Source organism: Paracoccus aestuariivivens, from assembly GCF_009711225.1.
Lineage (GTDB): Bacteria > Pseudomonadota > Alphaproteobacteria > Rhodobacterales > Rhodobacteraceae > Paracoccus > Paracoccus aestuariivivens.
On record NZ_WMIE01000021.1, the window covers coordinates 1 to 23,376 of the forward strand.

Consider the following 23,376-nt stretch of genomic DNA (forward strand, 5'->3'; position numbering starts at 1 on the left):
GCAAGATACGGGCTCATCTCCGGGCGCTTTGCTCTCTATTCCTTAAGCTGGGTGCGACGACCATCCGGGATGCAAACAGACGTCAGGGTGCATTGGCACTCGCCTGAAACGGTTGTTCAGAGCGGACTAATCAGCTATGACCTGCCGCTGCGGATTGGTTCGAGGCAACCGGCAACCGCGGCCGCAATCTGGGCATGGTCTCAGGTGGGTCTCTAGACGTTTCTCGAATAACATCCAGCACGGGCGATGATCGCGACCATGAACGTGTAAGCCATCATCGCCGACGCCTGGCAATTGTCGTCACGGGAAATCGTCAAAATATAAGCTATTTTTATATTTAAGCCATCGATACTAAATTCATTGGATTGCCCTAGTGGATCCCGACTTTGTCCTCCCTTCGCATATTTCGTGTTGTTCCGGCCGAAGGCAGAAGATTTGTCCGTCAGCGTAACAAGATTTAGGCCCGGGCGGTCGGGCTACCAGATCTGTCGGGCTGTCAGTTGTTGAACACGATTCGCTGAAAAGGTCAGATCAACGCGATGGCGGTCCTACCCGAGTCAGGCGATTCACATCGCTTCCAGCACCACCGCCAGTTTCGAAGTGCTTTAGCATTGACGTTATCACGGTTCAGTCGGGTGTTTTTCGCGGTAGAATCCGGATCAAGATCCATGGTAACGTCAGGTTATCCTGTGTTTGTTATTCAAGATCTCTTTTTTTGACGGCCGAGCTCGCGCGGCATCTCCGGATCGTTGACTGTCGGGAGGAGTTCACGCCCGTTTTTGGCCCCGTCATTGACCCCGAAGGCGGCGCACCATGCATCTAGAGATTTGGGCTATGCGGGCTTGCGTCTGCCGCAAGACTTTGTGCGAATCTGCGCGAGCCGCCGAGACTGTGAGCGGGTCCAGATACATGTTGGGCTAGTCGCCAATCCATCATCGCCTATAGGTTCATCACTGTTACACAGGCCGCAACCATGGTCTCTTGGCGGCTCTCGGACGCGAGACATGGCCACCGCTGCCGGTCAGGGTGATCTCAAATTCGTCCTCGGCGGACATGAAAGGCGCGGGCGTCGCGCAGAACCGGCCAACGGCCGCGCCGGGGTTGTCGTTATGGCCGTAGACCCCGCCTAAGCGAATGCGTTCCTGTGTAGTCTGTCTCCTGAATTGCGAGCGCGCCCGTGGGCAAGTCCTTGGGGTCTGGCAAAAGAAACGTACGGTCTTCTCGAGGCCGCCCTTATCCGCAATCAATCTAATCTTGTTGATGTCACCCTAGAGCTGATCCGGGCTGATGTTTGATTTCCACTGGGTTTTGACCCATGCGTCCGTTCCTCAGCACGATGATCTGCGGGGGCATTGGCGTGTTCCTTATGGGACTTTTGAAAGTCATCTTGCGGATGGCGCTGCACGAGAAGTTGCCGATCCGCGAGATAGCCGGACGGACAAGCCTATCTAGGAGTGAGGCGTGATCCGCCATCGGCCCGAGGCACGCCGAACCATAAATAAGTATCTGAACGCGGGTGCGATCGAGCCTAAGTTCTCCGTGCCCTATCGCCCGAGTAAGCTCGATCCGTTCGTCGATAAGCTCGCGGCGTGATTGCAGATAGAAGCAACCAAGTCGCGCAAGCAGCGCCTGACCTTGAAGCAGTTACACACCGAGCTTGTCGTGCTCGGCCATACCGGTTCCTACAATAGTGCCGCTGCCTTTGCCTGGGACGAGCGTGTCGACCGGCAACGCGCGTAGCAGATCAGGGGGCGCGGCACTTTCGTGACGTTGGCCTTCCGCCCTGGCAAATCCTTCCAGGTCGATTGGGGCGAGGACTACGTGATGCTGGACGGAAAACGCGACCCCGCTGCAAGTCGCCCTTCATCTCGGCTATCGCACGGCCGTGCGCTTCTCCCCAACCTTGGACCGCCGGCTACTGGAGTTTTCCGGCTTGGTCATGGCGACGAACTGGCTGCGCCGCCGGGGCAATGCGGGGCGATCGGGACGCTATATAGGATTGCGCTGTGGGGTCGGTCTTCGTTGTAGTGTCGACGCGAAACCTCCAGTCTTTCCGGTGCATCCGCAAGGCTCATGAACCAGTGCGCGCTCAGGCATGCGGACCGGAGCTTGCTGTTGAACGCCTTGACGAAGCCGTTGTCCGTGGGCTTGCCGGGGCGCGAGGAACCCAGCGTGACATCGTTGGCATAAGCCCACAGGTCAAGGTCGCGCGAGATGGACTCGCTGCCGTTGTCGACCCGGATGGTTCTGGGTAGCCGAATTGGGCACCGACCCGTTCCAAGGTCTGGACGACATCTTCGCCGCGGTAGGTGAAGCGGGGATCGGCAACCGGACAGAAGCGGGAATGCGTGTCCACGATAGTCAGGATCCGCAGCTTGGTGCCTAGGGCCAGTTGGTCATGGACAAAATCCATGGCCTAACACGTTGCTGAAAGACGCCGGGGTCGACGCTGGACGCAGAACATGATTCACGGTTCCTGCAGGACGAGAGGGAAAGTGGATGCGGGGATCGGGCGAGGCGAGCGGTTCGCTTTTCAGCTATGTTGACCTTGAGCAGCGCATCCCTGCCCGGCATCCGTTGCGCAAGATCCAACAGGTGGTGAATGACGCGCTCGTTAGCCTCGATGGTGAATTCGATCGGCTTTATGCCATGGGCGATCGCCCCTCGATTGCACCTGAACGTCTGATCCGGGCCATCCTGCTGCAAATCCTGTTCTCGATCCGCTCCGAGCGGCAACTGATGGAACAGATGCAGTATAACCTGTTGTTCCGCTGGTTCGTCGGCCTCGGGATCGATGATCCAGTCTGGGTCCCGACGGTCTTCACCAAGAACCGCGACCGGCTGCTGACGATCGAGATGTCCCGCAAGGTAATGGCGGCAATCCTTGCGCATCGCGACGTGGCACCGCTTTTGTCGGACGAGCATTTCTCGGTCGATGGCACACTCATCAAGGCCTGGGCGTCGACGAAAAGCTTCCGACCGAAGTCGGCGACGACCCCGCCTGACGATGACGGTGGATCCGGAAAGCCGCCACCCTCAATGCCGATCGACCCTCAAACCCACGAACCGTCCAATCCAGAGCTCACCCAGATGACCACGCCGAAGCCTGAAACCGGAAAGGCCGGAGAAAACTTCCGGGGCGAAAAGCGCTCGAATGCGACCCACGCATCGGTCACGGATCCGGAGGCGCGGCTCTACAAAAAATCCCCCGGTGCCGGCGCCGTCCTCTGCTTCATGGGGCATACGTTGATGGAGAACCGGCATGGCTTCGTGGTGCAGGCCGACCTGATTCAGGCGGACGGGCATGCCGAGCGGAAGGCGGCTCTCGACATGCTTCACCGCCACGCGCCCGGCTCGACGAAGCGGCTGACGCTCGGCGCCGAGTTGCCAGCGGATGCGCCATCGGTCCGAGCACCGATGGCGACGCTTATGACACCCGTGATTTCGTCAAGGAATTGCGGCAGGCCTGTGTCACACCGCATGTGGCGTGAGACAGGCGAAATTCTCAGCGATCGACGGCCGAACTACCCGTCATGCAGGTTACGCGATCTCGCAGCGGTGCCGAAAAAAGATCGAGGAGCCATTCGGATGGGCCAAGACGGTGGGGCCAATGGCACAAACCATGCTGCGAGGCGTCAAACGGATTGCTGCCCAGTTCACGCTGACCATGGCAGCCTGCAATCTTGCGCGCCTGCCCAGATTGCTCGCTTCATAAGGCGAAGCCCGCCACTGCGGCGGGCCAAATGTCGGGTGCGGCAGCCCTCACTGGCTATTGAAGAACAATCTTTCACCTGCCGCGCGTTTTTCAGCGGCGTGCTAGGGTGAGGGAAGCCAAACCGCTCCCGAAAAGCGATGACGCGAAAATCGGGGAGCTTTGGTTTCATGCAAAGGGGAGACCGCATCAATCAGGGTCATATCTTGATGGGACATTCGCTGCCGCATACCTCGAAGGTCAGCTTTTGGGCCGAACATTGCGAGGAAACGCCGCGATGTCGAGCCGCAAGCGAGTGTCGCCTATGTGGCTAAAGCGACTGAGTGAGTGCGACCACTGTTGGCGCAATGCATGCTTGTCGCGGATAATATGCCACCACTCATGAGCGAACGAACCCGGGGCGCGGCGACGCAGCCTAGTGGGTGGCGGAAAGGCATCTGGTGATGGCGTCGTCGTCTCGCCCACTACGCGGATCGAATAGCGCACAGCCAGGGTGATACACTCGGTGAAACCGGACCCGCCTGACGGGGTGTCAGGCAAAAGATCGGCAGGCCCGAAAAATGACATGACCGCCCAAAAGGGGCGGTCATGCAAATTCAATGGCTTGTGGAATCTTTGCGCCGAACCGTTCGTAACTTAACCGATTTGGCGGTAACTTTGGTCCGATTGACAGATCAGTGCGACCAGGGCTCGCGGCGGTCGGTGGCGAAGTTTTCGCCGTAGCCGCGCGGGCGAACGTTGACGGCGCGGGATTGCGGCTCGATCACTTCGAAATCCAGCCCCTTTTCGCGGGCGTAATCCTCGGCCTGCTCGCGGGTCTCGAAGCGCAGGCGGACCTGACTTTGGGTGTCGTCGCTGCTGGTCCAGCCCATCAAGGGATCGATTTCGCGCGTGTCTGCCGCCGGAAAGTCCAGAACCCAGTTTTTCGTGCGGGCGGTGCCCGACTGCATGGCGTTACGTGCAGGCTTGTAGATACGGACTCGCATTGGCGGGAAACCTCAGTTCTTGCTTGCGGGTCTTATCCACCAACAGGCGGACAGGATCAAGATCCGGCGCTCCTCGATGCGAATTCTGCCGGCAAGACTTGCATCTGCGCCAAACCATGCCAGATTCCGACGGGAACAAAGGTGAAACCATGGGTCACAACAATACCAACGCTCCGGTCGCGCGCTTTGCTGAAGTCACCCGACCAAAGCTTGAAGGCGGGCGGCGTTTCGTCATGCAATCCGAGTTCCAGCCAGCCGGCGACCAGCCGACGGCGATTGTCGAGCTATCGCAAGGCATCCGGGACGGAGAACGTGATCAGGTGCTGCTGGGTGCGACCGGTACCGGCAAGACCTTTACCATGGCGAAGGTCATCGAGGAAACCCAGCGGCCCGCGATTATCCTTGCCCCGAACAAGACCCTCGCGGCCCAGCTTTACGGCGAGTTCAAAGGCTTTTTCCCCGACAACGCCGTCGAGTATTTCGTCAGCTATTACGACTATTACCAGCCCGAGGCCTATGTCGCCCGCTCGGACACCTATATCGAGAAAGAATCCCAGATCAACGAAGCCATCGACCGGATGCGCCACTCTGCCACCCGGGCGCTGCTTGAGCGCGATGACGTGATCATCGTGGCTTCGGTCAGTTGCATCTACGGTATCGGTTCGGCGGAAACCTACTCGGCGATGACGCAGGACATGATCGTCGGCGAGATGTACGACCAGCGCGAGTTTCTTTCCGAGTTGGTCGCGCAGCAATACCGCCGCCTGGACGCTGCTTTCCAGCGTGGCGGGTTCCGCGTGCGTGGCGATGTCGTCGAAGTCTGGCCCGCCCACCTTGAAGATCGCGCGTGGCGCTTCGATTTCTTCGGGAACGAGTTGGAAACGATCACTGAATTCGACCCGCTGACCGGCCAGAAAACCGACACCTTCAAGCAGATCCGCATCTATGCCAACAGCCACTACGTCACCCCTCGCCCAACAATGCAGCAGGCAATCAAAGGGATACGGGCAGAACTTCAAACCCGTCTCAAGCAGTTCAACGACGAAGGGAAACTGCTGGAAGCGCAGCGGCTTGAGCAGCGGACCAATTTCGACCTCGAAATGCTGGAAGCCACGGGCGTCTGCAACGGCATCGAAAACTATTCGCGCTTCCTGACCGGTCGCGCACCGGGCGAGCCTCCGCCAACGCTGTTCGAGTTCATCCCCGACAATGCCATCGTCTTTGCCGATGAATCCCATGTCAGCGTTCCGCAGATCGGCGGGATGTATCGCGGCGACTTCAGGCGCAAGATGACGCTGGCCGAGCATGGCTTCCGCCTGCCGTCATGCATGGACAACCGTCCGCTGAAATTCGAGGAATGGGATGCGATGCGCCCGCAATCGGTCTTTGTCAGTGCCACTCCAGCGCATTGGGAAATGGACCAGACCGGCGGCGTGTTCACCGAGCAGGTCATCCGTCCCACCGGCCTGTTGGACCCCGTGATCGAGATCCGCCCCGTGGAGATGCAGGTTGACGACCTGTTGGACGAAATCCGCCGTGTCGCGGCCCAAGGCTATCGCTCGCTGGTCACGACCCTGACCAAGCGCATGGCCGAGGATCTCACCGAATATCTACACGAACAGGGCATTCGCATCCGATACATGCATAGCGACATCGACACGATCGAGCGGATCGAGATCCTGCGCGATCTGCGGCTGGGCGCCTTCGATGTTCTCGTGGGCATCAACCTGCTTCGCGAGGGTCTTGATATTCCCGAATGCGGTCTGGTCGCAATTCTTGACGCCGACAAGGAAGGGTTCCTGCGGTCCGAAACCTCACTGATCCAGACGATTGGCCGCGCCGCTCGTAACGCCGATGGCCGCGTCATCATGTATGCCGACCGGATCACCGGCAGCATGGAGCGCGCCATGGCCGAGACAGAGCGTCGGCGCCAGAAGCAGATCGCCTATAACGAGGCCCACGGCATTACGCCGCAGACGGTGCGCAAGAATGTCGAGGATGTTCTGGCGGGACTGTGGCAGGGCGATACCGATCAATCGCGGATCACCGCCAAGGTCGACAAACCACTTGTCGGCTCGAATCTGGCGGCTCATCTGGAGGCCTTGCGCGTACAGATGCGGAAAGCTGCGGAGAATCTGGAATTCGAGGACGCGGCCCGCTTGCGCGACGAGGTGAGGCGGCTCGAGGCCGTCGATCTGGCCATATCCGATGATCCCATGGCGCGGCAGTCTGCAATCGAGGAGGCCGCAGAACAGGCGGTCAAGGCGTCAGGCCGATCGACGGCCGGCCGGGCCGGACAGAGAGGCGGCAACAAAAGATCGAAGCGATCTCGTTAGCCGCAGCTCACGCGGACCAGCTTACCGGACTTGTCATGTTCGAAATTCAGCCGCTTGCTGTTGTAATCCATCGTGACCGGATCGCCCGTGGTGTATTTGCGATAGGCCGCGTTGGCGGGAACAGAAATCACCGGTGCGGTCTGGCCTATCAAAGGCACATAATTATTCGCCCCGCAGGTATCGTCCGCCAAACGGGGCGGAGGTGCAACCTGATCGGATTCCGACGGGTCGGGTACGCAGGCAGCTAGCAGCAAAGGCAGCACGATTACGGCAGGAATGGCGAATTGCACGAACGATTCTCCTTTTGTCGGAATCGTGGTGCAACGTGTCGGTTGTGAAAAAGTTTCTGGACGAATTCCTGCGCGCCAGAAAAGCAGCGGAAACCCGCACAACCGTCGCTACGAGATCCGCGACAGGACTTCATCGGCCAAGGCCTCGATCTCGCCCCGCGCGGCGACATTTCGCGAGGTGTCGGCCGCGCTTAAGCCGATGCCCAGCGTCTCGGCAAAGGCCACGCGGTTCGCGACCTGTGCGGCTGCGACCTCGGTGCCAAGTTCGCTGGCTTTTTCCGCGATATCGGCTGCAAGGCGGGTGTTCGGGCGGGTGCGGTTCAGGACGATCAGTGTGTCGCATTTTTCGCGACGGGCAAGGTCCAGCACCCCTTCGGTGGCCCAAAGATCGACGTGACTGGCGGCGACGGGCACGACAACCAGATTAGCCACGCGCAAGGCCGGACGAAGATCGCTGTCGATTTTGGGCGGAGTGTCGATGATCACAAAGTCGAAACGCTTCTTGAGCTTCTCGGATTCGTAGCTCGCGCCCCAAGCGGAGGAGGTGCTGAATTCCAGCATGTCATCGTCGCCGATGCGGTCAAGCCGCTCGAGAAACCAGCGGCCCATGCTGCCCTGGGGGTCAGTATCAAGCAGGGCGACGCTATGCCCCCTGCTCCGCAGCGCGATCGCCAGATTCACGGCGATGGTGGTCTTGCCCGAGCCGCCCTTTTGCTGCGCAACCGTTATGATCCGCCCCGCCATGATCCGCCCCTGCCCCGTCGATTGACCTTTCACTTAGACTAGGGGCAGGTCAGGCACATTGCACGACTAATTCGCAGGTGCAGCATCGCTGCCGCCGCGGACGTGCCAGGTTTCGACGACGTCATACATCACCGGCTCAAAATGGCGGCACATCGCGTGGATGGCGCGGTTCCGTTCGCGCATCTCCGAACTGCGCAGCATCGCCTGATAATCACGACGGTCGCGCCATTGCGAATAGGTGGCAATACGCGTTTGCGCGTCGTTCAGGTGTACCGCACCCGAGACATAACCCGGTTGGCGGCTGATCACTTCATTGTAAGCCGCGTTCAAGGCATCAATCACATCATGAGCCGTTCCGGGTGACACCTCGAAGGTGCAGATCACGGTCTGTCCCTGGAACTCCTTGGCGATATTCGTCATGGCTGGGTCTCCTCACCTCGCTCGGGTCCAGATTACGCCGAATTTGCCGCGGTTGAAGGTCTTTTGCATCGGGTACATGGTGCAGCCGAACTTTAGGAGACAGCCACATGATTCCGGTATTCGACGGGCATAACGACTTTTTGCAGCGCATGGTCGATGCAGGCCCCGCACGAGACAGCCTTTGGCTAAAGGGTGACGGCACTGGCCATCTGGACCTGCCGCGGATGCGTGAAGGCGGTCTTGCAGGCGGGTTTTTCGCGATCTGGACCCCGTCTCCTGCCAGCGAGGATGACAGTCTGGCCGCGATGCTCAAGGGTAATCCTCCGTTCGCGCTGCCCCTGCCAGCCGAGGTTTCGAACGCCGATTCCTTGCCGCGGGCGCTGGCACAAGCGGGCCAGTTGATGGCGATGGAGCGGACCGGCACGCTGGCGATCTGCCGCAGCGCCGCCGATATCCACGCCGCGATGGCCGCAGGAAAGATCGCCGCCATCCTGCATATCGAAGGGGCCGAGCCGATTGCCAATATGGATGCGCTGCATGTCTGGCACGCGATGGGGCTGCGTTCGCTCGGGCCGGTTTGGTCGCGCCCGACCCGCTACGGACATGGCGTGCCGTTCGCCTTCCCCGGCTCGCCTGACACGGGCGATGGCCTGACGGATGCAGGCAAGGATCTGGTCCGCGAATGCAATCAGTTGCGGATCATGCTGGATCTGTCGCATCTGAACGAAAAGGGTTTCGACGACATTGCCGTCCTGTCAGATGCACCTTTGGTCGCCAGCCATAGCTGCGCCCATGCGGTCGCCCCCAGCACCCGCAACCTGACCGACCGCCAGTTGCAGGTGATTGCGGAAAGCAAAGGACTTGTCGGGCTGAACTATGCGGTCGGCTTCCTGCATCCCGACGGACGCCGCGACCCGATGCATGGTTTCGAGGTCATCCTGCGTCATCTCGACCACCTGCTGAAGTTTCTTGGCGAGGATGGCGTGGCGCTCGGCTCGGATTACGATGGCGCCCAGATGCCCGAGGATCTGTCCGACGCATCGAAAGTCCAGAACATCGTGCAAGCCATGCTGGATCACGGCTATGGCGAGGAACTGACCACGAAAATCGCGCATCGCAACTGGATCGGCGTGCTGGAACGGACCTGGGGTGGCTGACGCCCCAAGCGCCTCGGGTCAAATCACGACCTGAGGCTCGGCTCCCAAGGCGCTGGCGAGCGAATTGAAACGCGCCAGCGCCACCTCGCCCATCAGTGCCTGTCCCGTCGGGGTCAGGCGCAGTTCCAGAATGTTTTTCTTGGCCGAGTATTTCAGCCGTCCCGCCTCGGCTGGGTCCTTGATCGAGAACATCGCCCCGAACCGCATGGCCTTGCCCAGCACTTCGGCGTCACGGATCTGCTGGTCGCTGAGAAGCTTGAACAGCGGCGCCATCGCGGAATTGGCGCGGCTGTTGCGATAGCGGTGCAGCAGAGACAGACCCAGAAACACCCGCTCTGGATGGGACAAGGCGGCCATATTGGCGCGGGTCACATTATCGAAGCACGCATCGGCACGATAATCGGGGTGGGTGCGCCATGTCGTGTCATGCAGCAGGCACGCCGCCTTGACCAAGCGGTCTAGCGATGGTTCGGGATCTTTGTAGATCGGTTCGATGAACTGGTACAGCCGCTTGCCAAAACCCGGCACGCGGGCCATCTGCCGTTCTGCAAATCGCGCCGCTTCGATCAAAGGATCGCGCGAACGCAGGTTCAACGGCATCTGTTCGTAAAGCAGCCCCTCGCGGATACCATACGAAGACACCGCAAGGCATTGGGGCGAGAAGGTCTGCACCAACTGGCGCAACACAAGGCTTGCCAGCGGCACCAATTCGATCCGGCTGGACGAAATTCCAAGCTTGCCGCGCAGGTCCGACAGGTTCTGCTTTGAAAGCCAGTCCACAGTTTCCAGAACGTTTTCCGGTGCCATGCGATATTCATGCAGCACGGTCATCGGGTATTTCGTCCGTTCCATATCCAGACGGGCGATGGCCCGCCACGAGCCGCCAACCAGATAGATCTGTTCATGGTCGGAGCCCATCTTGGCGACCGCATCCTCAAGGATGTTGCGGATATGCGCGGTGAGGCCAGCTTGACCGCCCTTGACCTGCTGCAGCCGGAACGGACCCAACGGGGTCGAGATCCTGCGCCCGACCTTACCATCCGAAAGCTCGGCCAGTTCCATCGAGTTGCCGCCGATGTCGCAGATCAGACCCTTTGCCTCGGGCCAGCCCAGTAGAACGCCCTGCGCGGATAGCCGCGCCTCTTCCTCGCCATCGATGACCCAAAGTTTCAGGCCGGTTTCCTTTTCGACAGCCTTGCGGAATTCCGGCCCATCCTCGGCTTCGCGCACGGCGGCGGTCGCAACGCAGGTTAGCGGCTTGATCCCCATCCCCTCGGCCAAGGCGGCAAAGCGCTTGAGGGCAGCCATGCCACGCGTCACACCTTCGGGGTTCAGCCTGCCGGTTTCGGCAAGCCCTTGCCCCAGACCCGCCATGACCTTTTCGTTGTAGAAGTAAGCCGGAGAGCGCGCCGCGCCGTCAAAAACGACCATCCGGATCGAGTTCGAGCCCACATCGACCACGCCGACCCGACTTAGCGCCCTCTCGGAAACCCGATCGAATAGCGACCGGCCAAAGGGCTCAATGGTTTCTCCGCTTGCGGTTACAACACCGTTCATCGGGTTCCTCGCGTTACTGTCGTCTGTATCAGGCGGCTAGGGTTGGATCGTCAATTAACCATCCGGCGTCAATCCACCGAATGTGTGAGTGCAGGCACGTCCTTGGCCCCTTTGGTGCCGCGACCGGAAAGAGACGGGTTCTCCATGAAGAACTTATGACAGTTGAACAAATCATCACGCCCCGCAGGCAGGTAACGCAGGTAGCGGCCATCAGGTTGCAACAGCCAGCTTTGCGCCTCGTCCGCCATGTTGGCGGCCATGACTTGGCTGGTGATCTGCGCCTTGACGGTCTCGTTGTTGCATTCGACCAATGTCTCGACCCGCCGATTCAGGTTGCGACCCATCCAGTCGGCGGAACTGATGAACACCCGGGCCCGCTTCGAGGGCAATCCGTGGCCGTTGCCAAAACAAACGATGCGCGAATGTTCAAGGAAACGCCCGACGATGGATTTGACGCGGATATTCTCGGACAGTCCCTTGATGCCGGGCCGTAATCCACAGATGCCGCGGATCACAAGGTTGATGCGGACACCCGCCTGACTGGCGTCATAAAGCGCCTCGATGACATCCTTGTCGATCAGGCTGTTCATTTTGGCCCAGATTTCGGCGGGGCGACCGCGGCGGGAATAGTCCGCCTCGCGCGCGATCAGTTCAAGCAGACGTTCCTTGAGATCGATGGGCGAAATGGCGATGTTTTCCAACCCGTCCGGCTGGACATATCCCGACAGGAAATTGAACACCTTGGATGCGTCCCGTCCAAGCGGCGCATCGCAGGTGAATAGCGACAGGTCGGTATAGATCCGCGCGGTGATCGGGTGATAGTTGCCGGTGCCGAAATGGGTATATGTCACCAGTTGATCGCCTTCGCGCCGGACGACCGTGCTGATCTTGGCATGGGTCTTGTATTGCATGAAGCCGTAGACGACATGCGCGCCCGAACGCTCCAGCCTGCGGGACTGCCGGATATTCGCGGCCTCGTCAAAACGTGCTTTCAACTCGACCAGCGCTGTCACCGACTTACCGGCCTCGGCGGCTTCGCATAGCGCATCCACGATCGGGCTATCGCGCGAGGTGCGGTACAGCGTCTGCTTGATGGCCACGACGTTCGGATCAAGCGCCGCTTGATTCAGGAAGCGCACCACCATGTCGAACGTCTCGTAGGGGTGATGCAGCAGCATGTCCTTTTGCCGGATCGCCGCGAACAGGTCTCCGTCATGGTCCTGCACCCGTTCGGGCACACGCGGAGCGAACGAGGGCCATTGCAATTCGCGACGGCTGTCCAGAACCAGTTCGCGCAGGTCGGCCATGCCCAGAAGCCCCTCGACCTCGACGACTTCTTCGGGGGCGACGTGCAATTCCTGCATGATCAGGCGGCGCATCCGGTCGGGCGCACCAGCGGTGATTTTCAACCGGATGACCGAGCCGCGACGACGGCGCTTCAGCGCCGTCTCGAACTCGCGGACCAGATCCTCGGCCTCTTCCTCGACCTCAAGATCGCTGTCACGCAGCACGCGGAAGGCGCAATGGCCGATATCGCGATAGCCTGGGAACAGGCTGGGCAAATGCATCAGCAACAGGTCTTCCAGCCGTAGGAAACGCTTGCCGCCCGGAAGCGCGATGAAACGCGTGATCTGCTGCGGGATCGGCAGCAGCGCCTGCATCTGCCGCCCGTCGCTTTCCCGCGCCAGTTCGACCGCCAGTGAAAAGCCGAGGTTCGGGATGAACGGGAATGGATGCGCTGGGTCGATCGCCAGCGGCGACAGGACCGGAAACACCTGCTCGATGAAGTAGCGGTGCAGGAATTCTTCCTCGGCACGCGTCACGCGCGTACGCGACAGGATCGAGATCTCGGCCAGTTCCATCTCGCGACGCAGCCCGTTCCAGACCGCCTGCTGCGCGCCCATCAACCGCCGCGCATCGGCATTGACCAGCGCCAATTGCTCGGCCGGGGTCAACCCGTCATCGGAAAGCGCGGCATGACCTTCTCGGACCAACTCGCGCAAACCGGCAACGCGGACGGTATAGAATTCGTCAAGATTGGTCGCCGAGATCGACAGGAAACGCAAACGTTCCAGTAAGGGCACACGCGGGTTGCGCGCTTCGTCGAGAACCCGCCAATTGAAACTCAGCCAACTGATCTCGCGGTTGAAAAAACGGGCCGGACCCTCGGGTGTGCCCTCGGCAAGCTCGCGCGCGGCAGGGAATTCGTTACGCAGGAAGTCGGCTTGGGTCATGGCTACTCAATTAGGCAGAGGGCATTGCGGTGGAATGATCAGGCGGGGAAAGCTTGTCCAGAAGCTCTGCGGCAAGGCGCCGGGTGACCGGCCTGCGATCGGCAAGAGATCTTTCGTCAATGGCCGCGACCAGATGGCGCGCGAGGCCTAGGTCACGCTCCATCCGGGTCGAAAGCCAATCGACGACATCGGGCGCAACCTGAATCTGGCGGTCAGCGAACAGCTTGACCAATACGGCTGGCAATAGCGCATCGTCAGGCGGGCCAAGCACAGCCTGCGCGGCCGATTCCAGTCGCGACAGCAGATCCGGCAGACAGATCCCCCAATCACGCGGCGCCATGCGGGCGGTGATCAACAGCAGGGCCTTGCGTGCTCCGGCAAGGTTCCACAGGTGAAAAAGCGCATCCTCGCCTTCCGAGATGCCGGCGATTTCATGTGCGTTCTCGATGACCAGCGCGCCGTGACGACCCAGCATAGCATCGACGCCAGCCGGAAAGATCGTCGCGGCCCGAAGGATAGGAGCCTCGTGCTCGTCGGCCCAGAAACGCGCGAGATGGGACTTTCCCGCCCCTGCTCCGCCGATCAGCAAAAGCCGCCCGCCCGGCCAGCGGTCCGGTTCGTCCAGCATGGCAAGAGCGTCCCGATTGGCCGAAGTCGTCAGGAAATCGTCCCGCGACAATGCAGGCGGAATGGTCAGATCCAGAGCCATCTGGCGAATCAAGGACCGGTCACCCCTTCTTGGTCGTGTCGTGATCGTGCGACCGCGCTTCGCGGTACAACTCGGCTGGCGATGGAGGACCCTCGGCCCGCTCGGGAGGATGCTTCGCGTTCCGGTCACGTTCTTGCTGGTCTTCGAGCAGTTCGGCCAAAGTATCCTGATGACGCAGTTCGGCAACGCGGGTGTCGTGCGACAATTGCGCAAGGCGGCGTTCGCGTTCGGCCGTGCCGCGGGGGGCGATCTCGATCAGTGTCGGCGGTGCGGGCGGCGCGGGAACCTCTCGGCCAGTGTAAATTGCGCTTTCCTTGTAACGGCTGACGGCATAGCGCACCAGCACACCCAATGCCGCAGCCATCGGCACGGCGACCAGCAGACCGACGAAACCGAAGATCGTGCCGAAGCAGGTCAGTGCCAACATCAGCCAGACCGGATGCAGACCGACGCTGCCACCGACGATCTTGGGTTGCAGGTAATTCCCTTCCAGCATCTGGCCGATGGCAAAGATCGCGATCACGGCGGCGATCCAGAACGGTTCGCCCCAGAAGCTGAACAGCGCGACACCGATGGCGGTCGCGCCTCCGATCACCACACCGACATAAGGGATGAATGACAGCGAGGCCGCCAGAACCCCGATGGCAATTCCGAACGGCAACCCCACGATCCCCAGACCGACCGAGTAGAACGTCCCGAGGATCATGATCACCAGACCCTGACCGCGCACGAAACCCGAAAGCGCCGTGTCGATCTCATGCGCAAGGCTGCGGATCGTTGGCGCGTGCTCGCGCGGCAAAAGATCGTCCAGCCGCGCCACCATATGGTCCCAATCCAACAGCAGATAGAACGCAACCACCGGCACGATAACGATCAATGCCAGCATGCTGACAACGCCCATGACCGAGCCCAGCACTGTGCTGACCAATTGGCCCCCCTTGGCGCTGATGTTCTTGGCCGCGTCGGTCAGCGCGGTATTCAGCGTGCTACCCTCGGTAAAGACCGCCGGAAAGCGGCCGACCAGAAATTGCTGCAGATGTTCGGCCATTTCAGGCGCGGTGTTGATCAGGGCCGTCGTCTGACGCACCAGCACCGGCATTACCACAAGGATCGCGATGACGACCACCAGAACCACGGCCAGCGTAATCACCACGACCGAAAGCGTCCGCGACAGACCTGCCCGTTCGAGCCGGTCCGCAACCGGATCAAGCAGATAGGCCACACCGGCCCCAAGAATGAACGGCAAAATGGCATTGCCGAGTGTCCAGAGAATGACGAGTGACGCGAAAAGCGCGGCACTCCAGTACCAGACCTGCTTCTGAGCCGGCAGCCTCATGGGCGATTACTCCGTTACCCCGCGTCAAAGTCTATTTGGAACGTCCTGACGCAGCTTGCAAGGAAGGGCGTTGCTCCGTCTGGCGCTCTGGGTTAACTCGGCCCTCGCCAACATGAGGATAATGCCATGCGTCTGTCGCGCTATTTCATGCCCGTTCTGAAGGAAGACCCCAAGGAGGCGCAGATTGTCAGCCACCGGTTGATGCTGCGTGCCGGCATGATCAAGCAGCAGGCAGCCGGTATCTATTCTTGGTTGCCAATGGGCTTCAAGGTTCTGAACCGTGTGCAGCAGATCGTGCACGAGGAACAGCAGCGCGCCGGTCACATTCCGATGCTGATGCCGACGCTTCAATCGGCCGATCTTTGGCGCGAAAGCGGTCGCTACGACGATTACGGCGACGAAATGCTTCGCATCAAGGACCGCCAGAAACGCGACCTGCTTTACGGCCCCACCAACGAGGAGATGATCACCGACATCTTCCGTTCGCATGTGTCCTCGTACAAGGATCTGCCGCTGACGCTGTACCACATCCAGTGGAAGTTCCGTGACGAGATGCGCCCGCGTTTCGGCGTGATGCGTGGCCGCGAATTCCTGATGAAGGACGGCTATAACTTCGACCTGACCAAGGAAGACGCGCTGCACGCCTATAACCGCCATCTGGTCAGCTACCTGCGCACCTATGAGCGCATGGGTCTGCAGGCGATCCCGATGCGCGCTGATGGCGGCCCGATCGGCGGCGACTACACGCACGAATTCCTTGTGCTGGCAGAAACCGGCGAATCCGAAGTCTTCTATGACAGCCAGATCACCGACCTGACATTCGGCGCGCGCGAGATCGACTATGACAGCGTCGAGGCATGCCAGTCGGTTCTGGAAGAATTCACCAGCCGCTATGCCCGCACCGACGAAACCCATGACGAAGCGATCTTCGCCGAAGTCCCAGAGGAACGCCGCCGGACCGCGCGTGGCATCGAAGTCGGCCAGATTTTCTATTTCGGCACGAAATACTCCGAGCCCATGGGTGCGACCGTCGTCGGCCCGGACGGCAACCGCGTTCCCGTTCATATGGGCAGCCATGGCATCGGCGTCTCGCGTCTGCTGGGCGCGATCATCGAAGCCAGCCATGACGACAAGGGCATCATCTGGCCCGAGGGCGTGACCCCGTTCCATGTCGGCATCGTCAATCTCAAGCAGGGTGACGTCTCGACCGACAGCGCATGTGAGGCTTTGTATGCCGAGTTGAAGGCACAGGGCATGGACCCGCTTTACGACGACCGCGACGAACGTGCGGGCGCGAAATTCGCGACGATGGATCTGATCGGCCTGCCGTGGCGCATCACCGTCGGTCCGCGCGGATTGGCCAACAACAAGGTCGAGCTGACCTCGCGCCGCACCGGAGAATCGCTGGAGATGTCGCCGCAGGAGGCCATTGTCCGGCTGAAGGAAATCTACCAGCCGATCTTCGACGCAGCGTTCTGATACCCGCTCATTTTGCCCGCCCGTGCTGCGGGCAGGACATGCAAGACAATGAACCCTGCCCGTGGCGGCCGCTGCGGGCAGTTTTCTGTCGGTCGTTGCACCTTGTGCCAGTTGCGGTCGCCATGAATTCGCCCCCTATCCCATTGGCCTAAAGTTGAATTCGGGGCGTCCCTTGCACCTATCGATTTGGAGAACTAGACGGTTGCCAACCGTTTCACTCATCATCTTACGGATCGGGGCTTAGCAGAGATCGAGCACCTCAGTGTTGATGAAAGAGTTGGCCGTTCTGACCATCGTCTTCCCCGCGGTCGCTGCACTGCTGTTCTGGTCATGGCCCGAACCTGCAAGGCCGCATGTTCCCGTACCACAGCTTGCGTCCGAGACAGGCCAAGGCAAGGCTTTGGTTTTCACCGATCTGGTGCCCTTGCAGCAAGGTCTGACACCCGTACCTGCGCTGGTGACTGGGCGTGCGTCGGGCGGGGCAAAGGGCGCGCTCATGCAGGAATGGCCCGGCTTTCACGCCGAGGCGCGCTTCCACGGCACTATGGTCACCGTGCGGTTCGCAGATACCGTGAACCGCTGGCGCATTCAGATCGACGACGGGCATACCTCGGTGATCGAACTGTCCCGACCGGGCGTGAATGACCTTCGCATTCGCGGCATGCCCGAGGGCGAACATCACATCCGCGTCGAGAAAATCAGCGAATCCTCGATGCCCACAAGCTTCGGCGGCATTTTCGTCGATGAGGGATCGCAGGCACTGCCCGCTCCGGACGCACGACCGAAACTGATCGAGTTCATCGGCGATTCGGACACGGTCGGCTTCGCCAACACCGCCTTGCGCCGTGATTGCACCGAGGAAGAGGTCTTTTCCGCGACCGATACCAGTCGCAGCTTCGGCCCTCAGGTCGCTCATGCGCTGGACGCGGATTTCCGCATGGTGGCGCGTTCGGGCATTGGTCTGGTGCGGAACTATGAAGGGGTGTCGCCGCAAGCGACGATGACGACGCGCTATCCCTTGGCGCTACCCAGCGAGCCATCCGCGACGCGGTTGGCGGATCGCAAGGCGGACATTGTCGTGACGGCCCTGGGCTCGAACGACTTCGGCTCCAGCTTTACCGACAACGAGCAATGGTCAGACAAGGACACGCTCAGTCGGGATTTCGGCACGGCCCTGATCGGCTTCCTGCGGGATCGTGTCCGCGAGAATCCGGGTGCGCTGCAAGTTCTGCTGGCATTCGGCGAATATGGCGATCCGCTGGTCATGCCATATCTTCGGGCTGAATCGGCCCTGAAATCGGACGGCGCAAGGGCGGTTCTGGTGACCCTGCCCAAGCTTCAGCGCAATGCCTGCCTATGGCATCCGTCCGCCTTGGACCATGAATTGATCGCCAAGCAATTATTGGCAGCAGTTTCGGGCCTCATGTAGTATCCAACTACCGCTTTCACGAAGCGCAAGTGAACTAGTATGACGATGCGTTGAGATTTTTGATCTCGGGTAAGGTTGTTCTCGATGGTCTCGTTGCGTCCCTTGACCTACAGCATCGGCAAGCTCATCGGCTTGGGCAGCAGCAACATTGCCGACGCGGCATCCGACCAGTGGGAGATCGATCCCGCCGAAACGCTGCCGGTTCCTCCGGTCATCATCCTGCCCGGGCAGGCCGAGCGGATCAGACAGGCCGAGTTCACCACGATGCCGCTTCTGATGCAGTCCTTGGCGGGCAATCCCGCCGAAAGGATCAGCCCGACCAAGGGATTTCGTATTCCCGACGTCGATATCGTTGACGGCGTGGTTTACGCGCGCGGCGTGACGCTTCATCTCAGGCAAAGGCGCTACAAGACACTGCTTGGCAGCATCAAGGATCTCGGGAAGGCCTCGTTCTACGAAACCTGGATCGGAAACCGCTGGTTCGGAAACTGGTTGACGGATGATTGCCTGACCTATCGCCTTGCTGAGACATCCGGCAGCTCTCCGGCGACCACGACGCCAGAGCGAGGCGGCCATGTCCCCCGCTACGAGGAACTGCTGGGAATGGCGCCTCGGCGGGTCACCGATGCCCATTTCGATGAACTGGTGCTTTTTGACGATCATGCGAACAATTCCGGCAGAATGCGCCGCGCGCAGCAGATGCGGGATGATCTTTTGACGCAAATCGCCGCAGAGGATCGTTCGGGTGTCTTCCTGCTCCGCGGCCGGACCGGCGACCTGCGTATTCTTGAAAACGAGATGGAGCTGGCCACCCGACTGGAGCGTGATTTCGGCTTCCGCATCATGCAAGCCGAGAAACACAGCGTCGATGAGTTGATTGCGGCCTGCGCAAATGCCCGAATCGTCGCCGGAGTCGAGGGAAGCCAATTGAACCATGGTATTGTCGCCATGCCTCCGGGCGGGACATTGTTGACGATCCAGCCACCGGACCGTGCAACCACCGCAATGAAGCTTCTGACGGATCGATGGCAACAGCGGTTCGCGATGTTGATCGGCGAAGGCGAAACCCGCCTTTTTCGTGTCGATCCGGATGAGTTGAGCCGCACGGTTGAACTCATTTACCATGCGGCAACCAAATAATGGTCTGAATGTACAGGTTGAGCTTGCTTCGCGCTGACGCAATCATGTTCAAATGAGTTCAATTTCCGCTCAACATTATGTGACGCCATGACATTGTTCGACGACATTCGGGGCGATTACATCCGCCACGGCAGTTCGATCACAGAGCCTGCATTTGTATCTCTGGCGGTGTATCGCTGGGGGAATTGGGCAATCGGATTGAAGAACCCAGTCGGGCGTTGGTTCGCGAATAAACTCTACGGCCTTTGCAAGATATTCATTCTGAACGTGACCAAGGTGTGGATTCCGCCTCAGGTGCAGTTGGGCAAGGATTTCCATATCATCCACGCCGAAGGCTCGCTTTCGCTACATCCCGAGGTGATCATCGGGGATCGCTGCGGTGTCATGCATAACGTGACAATCGGAACCAATATGCGCGGCAGGGCACCGATCATCGGCGATGATGTCTTTATCGGCGTGAACTCGGCCATACTTGGTCCGATCACCATCGGCGACCGGGTCCGGATCGGTCCGAACACTGCGGTGACCACAGATGTTCCGTCGGATTCGGTGGTCGTTGGCTCACCTGCCAAAATTTACCCGAGCCTGCCGAACCTCGCCCAAATGAAGAAAAAGGCCGGGAATGGTTGAAGTCTTTGATGGCAGCATGTGGCAGCTTCTGGCCGATAATCTTCCGGCGCGAAGCGATAAACTGGCGGCGATAGATCGGGACCGCCGCATTACCTACACCGAGATGGCAGCCGAGGCCGGACGGGTCGCGGACTGGCTGGTGTCGCAAGGCATCCAGCCCGGCGACCGGGTGATCGTGCATCTGCGCAAAAGCATCGACGAAGCCGTGGCGATGCTGGGCGCATGGAAGATGGGCGCGGTCGTCGTCAACGTGAACAGCCGTTGGACCGGTCATCAGCTGAGCTATGTCGCAGGGGATTGCCGTGCCAAGGCCGCGATTCTGGCCCGATCCGCCCTGACCGGCCTGTCTCCGGAAGATCACCTGCCCGAGGGAATGGCCTATCTGGTTCAGGGCAGGACGGACGGCTTGGATGTTGCTGCGGACCCTTGGGCCTCGCTGCCTTCGGACAGCGGAGCAATGCCCCATCAGCCCGACCCGTACCAGCTTGCGATGATCATTTACACCTCGGGCTCGACCGGACAGCCCAAAGGAGTGATGCTGAGCCATCGCAACATCCGCGTCGGTGCCATCTCGGTTGCGCAATACTTGCGCCTGACGCAGGATGACAAACTGCTGTCGGTGCTGCCCTATAGCTTCGACGCTGGCCTGAACCAATTGACCACGATGCTGCTGAAAGGCGGAACAATCGTCCATCAGCCGGTCACCATGCCCGCAGAAATCATCCGCATGGCGCGGGCCGAGAATGTAACGGGCATCGCTGGCGTGCCTCCGCTTTGGAACGAGATCGTCCGGTATCTTGACGACAATCCGATCGAACTGCCCGCGCTGCGTCGGATCACCAATACCGGCGGCAAGATTCCTCCGAATATTCTGGAACTGCTGCCCACGGTTTTCCCCGATGTAGATATCTTCCTGATGTATGGCCTGACCGAGGCTTTTCGCTCGACCTATCTACCGCCATCGCGCTTCGCCGCGAAAATGGGTTCGATCGGACAGCAGATCCCGAATGCGCAGGTCTTTGCGATCAAGCACGGTCAGGGGATCGCGGCTGCCGGAGAGCAGGGCGAACTGGTCCATGCCGGGCCCTTGGTCAGCATGGGATATTGGGAGCGCCCCGAAATCACCGCCCAGAAGATCCGGCCCTGCCCCGAACTGCGCCATCTGATTGGCGACGCTCCGGTGGTCTATTCCGGCGATCTGGTGCGGGTCGATGAGGATGGCGACTTGTGGTTCGTCAGCCGCATGGATGAAATGATCAAGACATCGGGCTTCCGGCTGTCCCCGACCGAGGTCGAGGATGCGCTTTGCCGCAGCGGTCTCGTCACCGATGTCGTCGCATACGGCGTCGAACACGCGGCTCTTGGACAGGCCGTCCATGCTGTCGTTACCTACCTTCCAGAAGCCAGCGAGGACGCGCTTATCCAACATTGCACCCGCGCCATGCCGAATTACATGCGCCCACATCGCATCCATGCCTGGGATGGCTTGATGCCGCGCACCGCAAGCGGCAAGCTGGACAGACCGACCGTCATCGCTGCAGCCAAGGCCGCAACTGCCCAAATCTGAACCAAGAGACTGAAACCCATGAGTCTGACGAAAAGCCAGTTGATAGACTATCTCCGCGACGAACAAAGTATTGAGGAGGCGATTGATGGCGATACCGAGCTTTTCTCGAGCGGACTTCTGGACTCGGTCTCGATGGTCGGCCTGATCACCTTCATCGAAGAGCAGACGGGCGCTGTTGTTCAGCCCGGAGACGTGACGCTGGAAAATTTCGATACGGTAGACCGGATTGCAGCATTTGCCACCACCCTTGGTTGAGGGCTTTGACCCCGATCTGGCCCTGACCGAGGCGGCAACCCGCTTCGGCACGCCGTCCTATGTCTATTTTACCGACGTCATCGAGGCACGGCTCGCTGCACTACGCGCCGCCTTTGCCCCTTGGTTCGCGGTCAGCTTTGCGGTCAAAAGCAACCCAAACCCCGCATTGTTGGGTTGGATGCGGGACCGGCTGGATTATCTGGACATCTCGTCGGGTGGGGAATTTGCACTTAGCCAGCAGGCCGGATGGGAACATGCGCGGATCAGCTTCACCGGACCAGCCAAGCGCGAGGATGAACTTCGTCCCGCCATCGCCGCGGGCTTGGGCGAACTTGTCATCGAAAGCCTGCGCGAAGCGCGGCTCGCCAATGAAATCGCCGCCGAACTTGGATGCGTGCAACCGGTATTGATCCGTATCGCCCCCGACCGCGTCCCCAAAGGCTTCGGGGACCAGATGGCGGGTCGGCCCAGCCCGTTCGGCATCGACGTCGAGGATGCGGGCGATGCCCTGCCCCGGATCGCGGCCATGCCGAACCTTCGCATCATCGGGCTGCACATCTATTCGGGGACGCAATGCCTCAAGCCGCAAGCCATCAGTGAAAACTGGCGGATCTTCATCGCGACGTTTGGCGCGATCTGCGATGATCTGGACCTTTCTCCTGAAAAGCTGGTTTTCGGCTCGGGGCTGGGGATTCCCTATCATCCGGGCGAGACGCCGCTTGATCTAGCTGAGATCACCGACGAAATCGGACCCGAACTTGACGCCTTCCGGGCCATACCGCGTTTCGCGAAAACGCGATTTGTGCTGGAACTTGGGCGTTACCTTGTCGCGCCAGCTGGCTACTTCGTGACCCGCGTCGTATCGGTCAAACAATCGCGCGGCACGCGGATCGCGATTTGCGATGGCGGACTGAATGCCAATCTGGCCGCTTCGGGCAATTTCGGCATGGTTATCCGGCGCAACTATGTCATGCATCGGGTCGCAATCGTGGACGCGGTCGACCCGCCGCATGAGAAGCACGACATCAGCGGCCCGCTATGTACCTCGATCGACAAACTGGGAAGCGGCGTGTCGCTGCCGCAACTGGAGGAAGGCGACCTTTTGGCAGTGCACGCCGCCGGAGCATATGGCCCGACCGCCAGTCCGATCCACTTCATCAGCCATCCTTTGCCCGTTGAGGTGCTGGTGACGGGCGGCCAGCTGCAAGACATCTCACAGTTCCGCGGTGACTGACAGGCGATTTTTCGATTTTACAAACTTTGGCATGAATCCCCTTGCTAACGCGATAAAAAACGAGTGAGCACGGGTCAGAAAATCCAAGTTTTTTGTCTTGCTTCGGTTGTACTCCCCGGCATTGGCCCATTATGATGGGACCAATCCAGGAATGAGTAGGA

At 60.2% G+C, this 23,376-nt stretch carries 18 protein-coding genes and 2 pseudogenes; 11 read left to right on the forward strand and 9 right to left on the reverse strand.

Annotation, left to right across the window (positions count from 1 at the left end; translation table 11 throughout):
• Positions 1–1,593: 1,593 nt before the first annotated feature.
• Positions 1,594–1,740, forward strand: a complete 147-nt coding sequence (locus GL286_RS18985; RefSeq protein ID WP_155097155.1) for a hypothetical protein — start codon at positions 1,594–1,596, stop codon at positions 1,738–1,740.
• 197 nt (positions 1,741–1,937) lie between these two features.
• Here GL286_RS18985 and GL286_RS18990 read toward each other — a convergent pair.
• A pseudogene (locus GL286_RS18990) lies at positions 1,938–2,416 on the reverse strand (integrase core domain-containing protein); the annotation flags it as partial.
• An 83-nt stretch (positions 2,417–2,499) separates the two neighbouring features.
• Between GL286_RS18990 and GL286_RS18995 the strand changes: the two are divergent.
• Positions 2,500–3,715, forward strand: a pseudogene (locus GL286_RS18995) (IS5 family transposase).
• Positions 3,716–4,386: 671 nt separating this feature from the next.
• On the opposite strand, the gene GL286_RS19000 reads toward GL286_RS18995, so the two are convergent.
• Entirely contained in the window at positions 4,387–4,698 is a 312-nt protein-coding gene (locus tag GL286_RS19000) for an ETC complex I subunit (RefSeq protein WP_155097156.1), read from the reverse strand.
• Between the two features lie 149 nt (positions 4,699–4,847).
• Between GL286_RS19000 and uvrB the strand changes: the two genes are divergently transcribed.
• Positions 4,848–7,034, forward strand: coding sequence for an excinuclease ABC subunit UvrB (gene uvrB, locus GL286_RS19005; protein ID WP_155097157.1), 2,187 nt, complete (start codon positions 4,848–4,850; stop codon positions 7,032–7,034).
• Here uvrB and GL286_RS19010 read toward each other — a convergent pair.
• The 3 genes from GL286_RS19010 to GL286_RS19020 all read right to left on the reverse strand — a co-directional run bounded on the left by GL286_RS19010 (position 7,031) and on the right by GL286_RS19020 (position 8,488).
• Entirely contained in the window at positions 7,031–7,324 is a 294-nt protein-coding gene (locus GL286_RS19010) for an I78 family peptidase inhibitor (RefSeq protein ID WP_170295298.1), read from the reverse strand. The genes uvrB and GL286_RS19010 overlap by 4 nt on opposite strands.
• A gap of 108 nt (positions 7,325–7,432) precedes the next feature.
• The gene (gene parA, locus GL286_RS19015; RefSeq protein WP_155097158.1) at positions 7,433–8,068 is read right to left on the reverse strand and encodes a ParA family partition ATPase; all 636 of its coding nucleotides are present in this window, start codon (positions 8,066–8,068) and stop codon (positions 7,433–7,435) included.
• Between the two features lie 66 nt (positions 8,069–8,134).
• Positions 8,135–8,488, reverse strand: coding sequence for an antibiotic biosynthesis monooxygenase family protein (locus GL286_RS19020; protein WP_155097159.1), 354 nt, complete (start codon positions 8,486–8,488; stop codon positions 8,135–8,137).
• 107 nt (positions 8,489–8,595) lie between these two features.
• On the opposite strand from GL286_RS19020, the gene GL286_RS19025 reads away from it, so the two are divergent.
• Positions 8,596–9,645 (forward strand): dipeptidase, encoded by a 1,050-nt coding sequence (locus GL286_RS19025; protein WP_155097160.1) that lies wholly within the window; start codon positions 8,596–8,598, stop codon positions 9,643–9,645.
• Between the two features lie 18 nt (positions 9,646–9,663).
• Here GL286_RS19025 and GL286_RS19030 read toward each other — a convergent pair whose 3' ends face one another.
• The 4 genes from GL286_RS19030 to GL286_RS19045 all read right to left on the reverse strand — a co-directional run bounded on the left by GL286_RS19030 (position 9,664) and on the right by GL286_RS19045 (position 15,481).
• On the reverse strand, positions 9,664–11,202 hold the full coding sequence (locus tag GL286_RS19030; RefSeq protein WP_155097161.1) for a Ppx/GppA family phosphatase: 1,539 nt from the start codon (positions 11,200–11,202) through the stop codon (positions 9,664–9,666).
• A gap of 68 nt (positions 11,203–11,270) precedes the next feature.
• The gene (locus GL286_RS19035; protein ID WP_155097162.1) at positions 11,271–13,436 is read right to left on the reverse strand and encodes an RNA degradosome polyphosphate kinase; all 2,166 of its coding nucleotides are present in this window, start codon (positions 13,434–13,436) and stop codon (positions 11,271–11,273) included.
• Between the two features lie 10 nt (positions 13,437–13,446).
• Entirely contained in the window at positions 13,447–14,145 is a 699-nt protein-coding gene (locus tag GL286_RS19040) for a P-loop NTPase family protein (RefSeq protein ID WP_343038939.1), read from the reverse strand.
• A gap of 19 nt (positions 14,146–14,164) precedes the next feature.
• A complete protein-coding gene (locus GL286_RS19045; RefSeq protein WP_155097164.1) occupies positions 14,165–15,481 on the reverse strand; it encodes an AI-2E family transporter in 1,317 nt (438 codons plus the stop codon).
• Between the two features lie 126 nt (positions 15,482–15,607).
• On the opposite strand from GL286_RS19045, the gene proS reads away from it, so the two are divergent.
• The 7 genes from proS to GL286_RS19080 all read left to right on the forward strand — a co-directional run bounded on the left by proS (position 15,608) and on the right by GL286_RS19080 (position 23,215).
• Positions 15,608–16,960, forward strand: a complete 1,353-nt coding sequence (gene proS, locus GL286_RS19050) for a proline--tRNA ligase (protein ID WP_155097165.1) — start codon at positions 15,608–15,610, stop codon at positions 16,958–16,960.
• 268 nt (positions 16,961–17,228) lie between these two features.
• Positions 17,229–18,389 (forward strand): SGNH/GDSL hydrolase family protein, encoded by a 1,161-nt coding sequence (locus GL286_RS19055; RefSeq protein ID WP_155097166.1) that lies wholly within the window; start codon positions 17,229–17,231, stop codon positions 18,387–18,389.
• A gap of 84 nt (positions 18,390–18,473) precedes the next feature.
• Complete coding sequence (locus GL286_RS19060) at positions 18,474–19,529, forward strand: glycosyltransferase 61 family protein (protein WP_155097167.1); 1,056 nt, start codon at positions 18,474–18,476, stop codon at positions 19,527–19,529.
• 87 nt (positions 19,530–19,616) lie between these two features.
• On the forward strand, positions 19,617–20,159 hold the full coding sequence (locus tag GL286_RS19065) for a serine O-acetyltransferase (RefSeq protein WP_155097168.1): 543 nt from the start codon (positions 19,617–19,619) through the stop codon (positions 20,157–20,159).
• Positions 20,152–21,726, forward strand: a complete 1,575-nt coding sequence (locus GL286_RS19070) for an AMP-binding protein (RefSeq protein WP_155097169.1) — start codon at positions 20,152–20,154, stop codon at positions 21,724–21,726. Before GL286_RS19065 ends, GL286_RS19070 begins: the two co-directional genes overlap by 8 nt.
• A gap of 18 nt (positions 21,727–21,744) precedes the next feature.
• Positions 21,745–21,981: an acyl carrier protein gene (locus GL286_RS19075; RefSeq protein ID WP_155097170.1), complete on the forward strand. Its 237-nt coding sequence runs from the start codon at positions 21,745–21,747 to the stop codon at positions 21,979–21,981.
• Complete coding sequence (locus GL286_RS19080; RefSeq protein ID WP_246185028.1) at positions 21,962–23,215, forward strand: type III PLP-dependent enzyme; 1,254 nt, start codon at positions 21,962–21,964, stop codon at positions 23,213–23,215. The genes GL286_RS19075 and GL286_RS19080 overlap by 20 nt, the downstream gene beginning before the upstream one ends.
• The last annotated feature ends 161 nt before the right edge of the window (positions 23,216–23,376 follow it).

Excerpts from the sequence above, each read along its gene's own strand:
- GL286_RS19055 (WP_155097166.1), top strand. The coding sequence starts at position 17,229 with ATGAAAGAGTTGGCCGTTCTGACCATCGTCTTCCCCGCGGTCGCTGCA.
- GL286_RS19040 (WP_343038939.1), bottom strand. The coding sequence starts at position 14,145 with ATGGCTCTGGATCTGACCATTCCGCCTGCATTGTCGCGGGACGATTTC.
- GL286_RS19025 (WP_155097160.1), top strand. The coding sequence starts at position 8,596 with ATGATTCCGGTATTCGACGGGCATAACGACTTTTTGCAGCGCATGGTC.
- GL286_RS19075 (WP_155097170.1), top strand. The coding sequence starts at position 21,745 with ATGAGTCTGACGAAAAGCCAGTTGATAGACTATCTCCGCGACGAACAA.
- GL286_RS19070 (WP_155097169.1), top strand. The coding sequence starts at position 20,152 with ATGGTTGAAGTCTTTGATGGCAGCATGTGGCAGCTTCTGGCCGATAAT.
- GL286_RS19060 (WP_155097167.1), top strand. The coding sequence starts at position 18,474 with ATGGTCTCGTTGCGTCCCTTGACCTACAGCATCGGCAAGCTCATCGGC.
- parA (WP_155097158.1), bottom strand. The coding sequence starts at position 8,068 with ATGGCGGGGCGGATCATAACGGTTGCGCAGCAAAAGGGCGGCTCGGGC.
- GL286_RS19000 (WP_155097156.1), bottom strand. The coding sequence starts at position 4,698 with ATGCGAGTCCGTATCTACAAGCCTGCACGTAACGCCATGCAGTCGGGC.
- proS (WP_155097165.1), top strand. The coding sequence starts at position 15,608 with ATGCGTCTGTCGCGCTATTTCATGCCCGTTCTGAAGGAAGACCCCAAG.
- GL286_RS19045 (WP_155097164.1), bottom strand. The coding sequence starts at position 15,481 with ATGAGGCTGCCGGCTCAGAAGCAGGTCTGGTACTGGAGTGCCGCGCTT.
- GL286_RS19020 (WP_155097159.1), bottom strand. The coding sequence starts at position 8,488 with ATGACGAATATCGCCAAGGAGTTCCAGGGACAGACCGTGATCTGCACC.
- GL286_RS19065 (WP_155097168.1), top strand. The coding sequence starts at position 19,617 with ATGACATTGTTCGACGACATTCGGGGCGATTACATCCGCCACGGCAGT.
- GL286_RS19030 (WP_155097161.1), bottom strand. The coding sequence starts at position 11,202 with ATGAACGGTGTTGTAACCGCAAGCGGAGAAACCATTGAGCCCTTTGGC.
- uvrB (WP_155097157.1), top strand. The coding sequence starts at position 4,848 with ATGGGTCACAACAATACCAACGCTCCGGTCGCGCGCTTTGCTGAAGTC.
- GL286_RS19035 (WP_155097162.1), bottom strand. The coding sequence starts at position 13,436 with ATGACCCAAGCCGACTTCCTGCGTAACGAATTCCCTGCCGCGCGCGAG.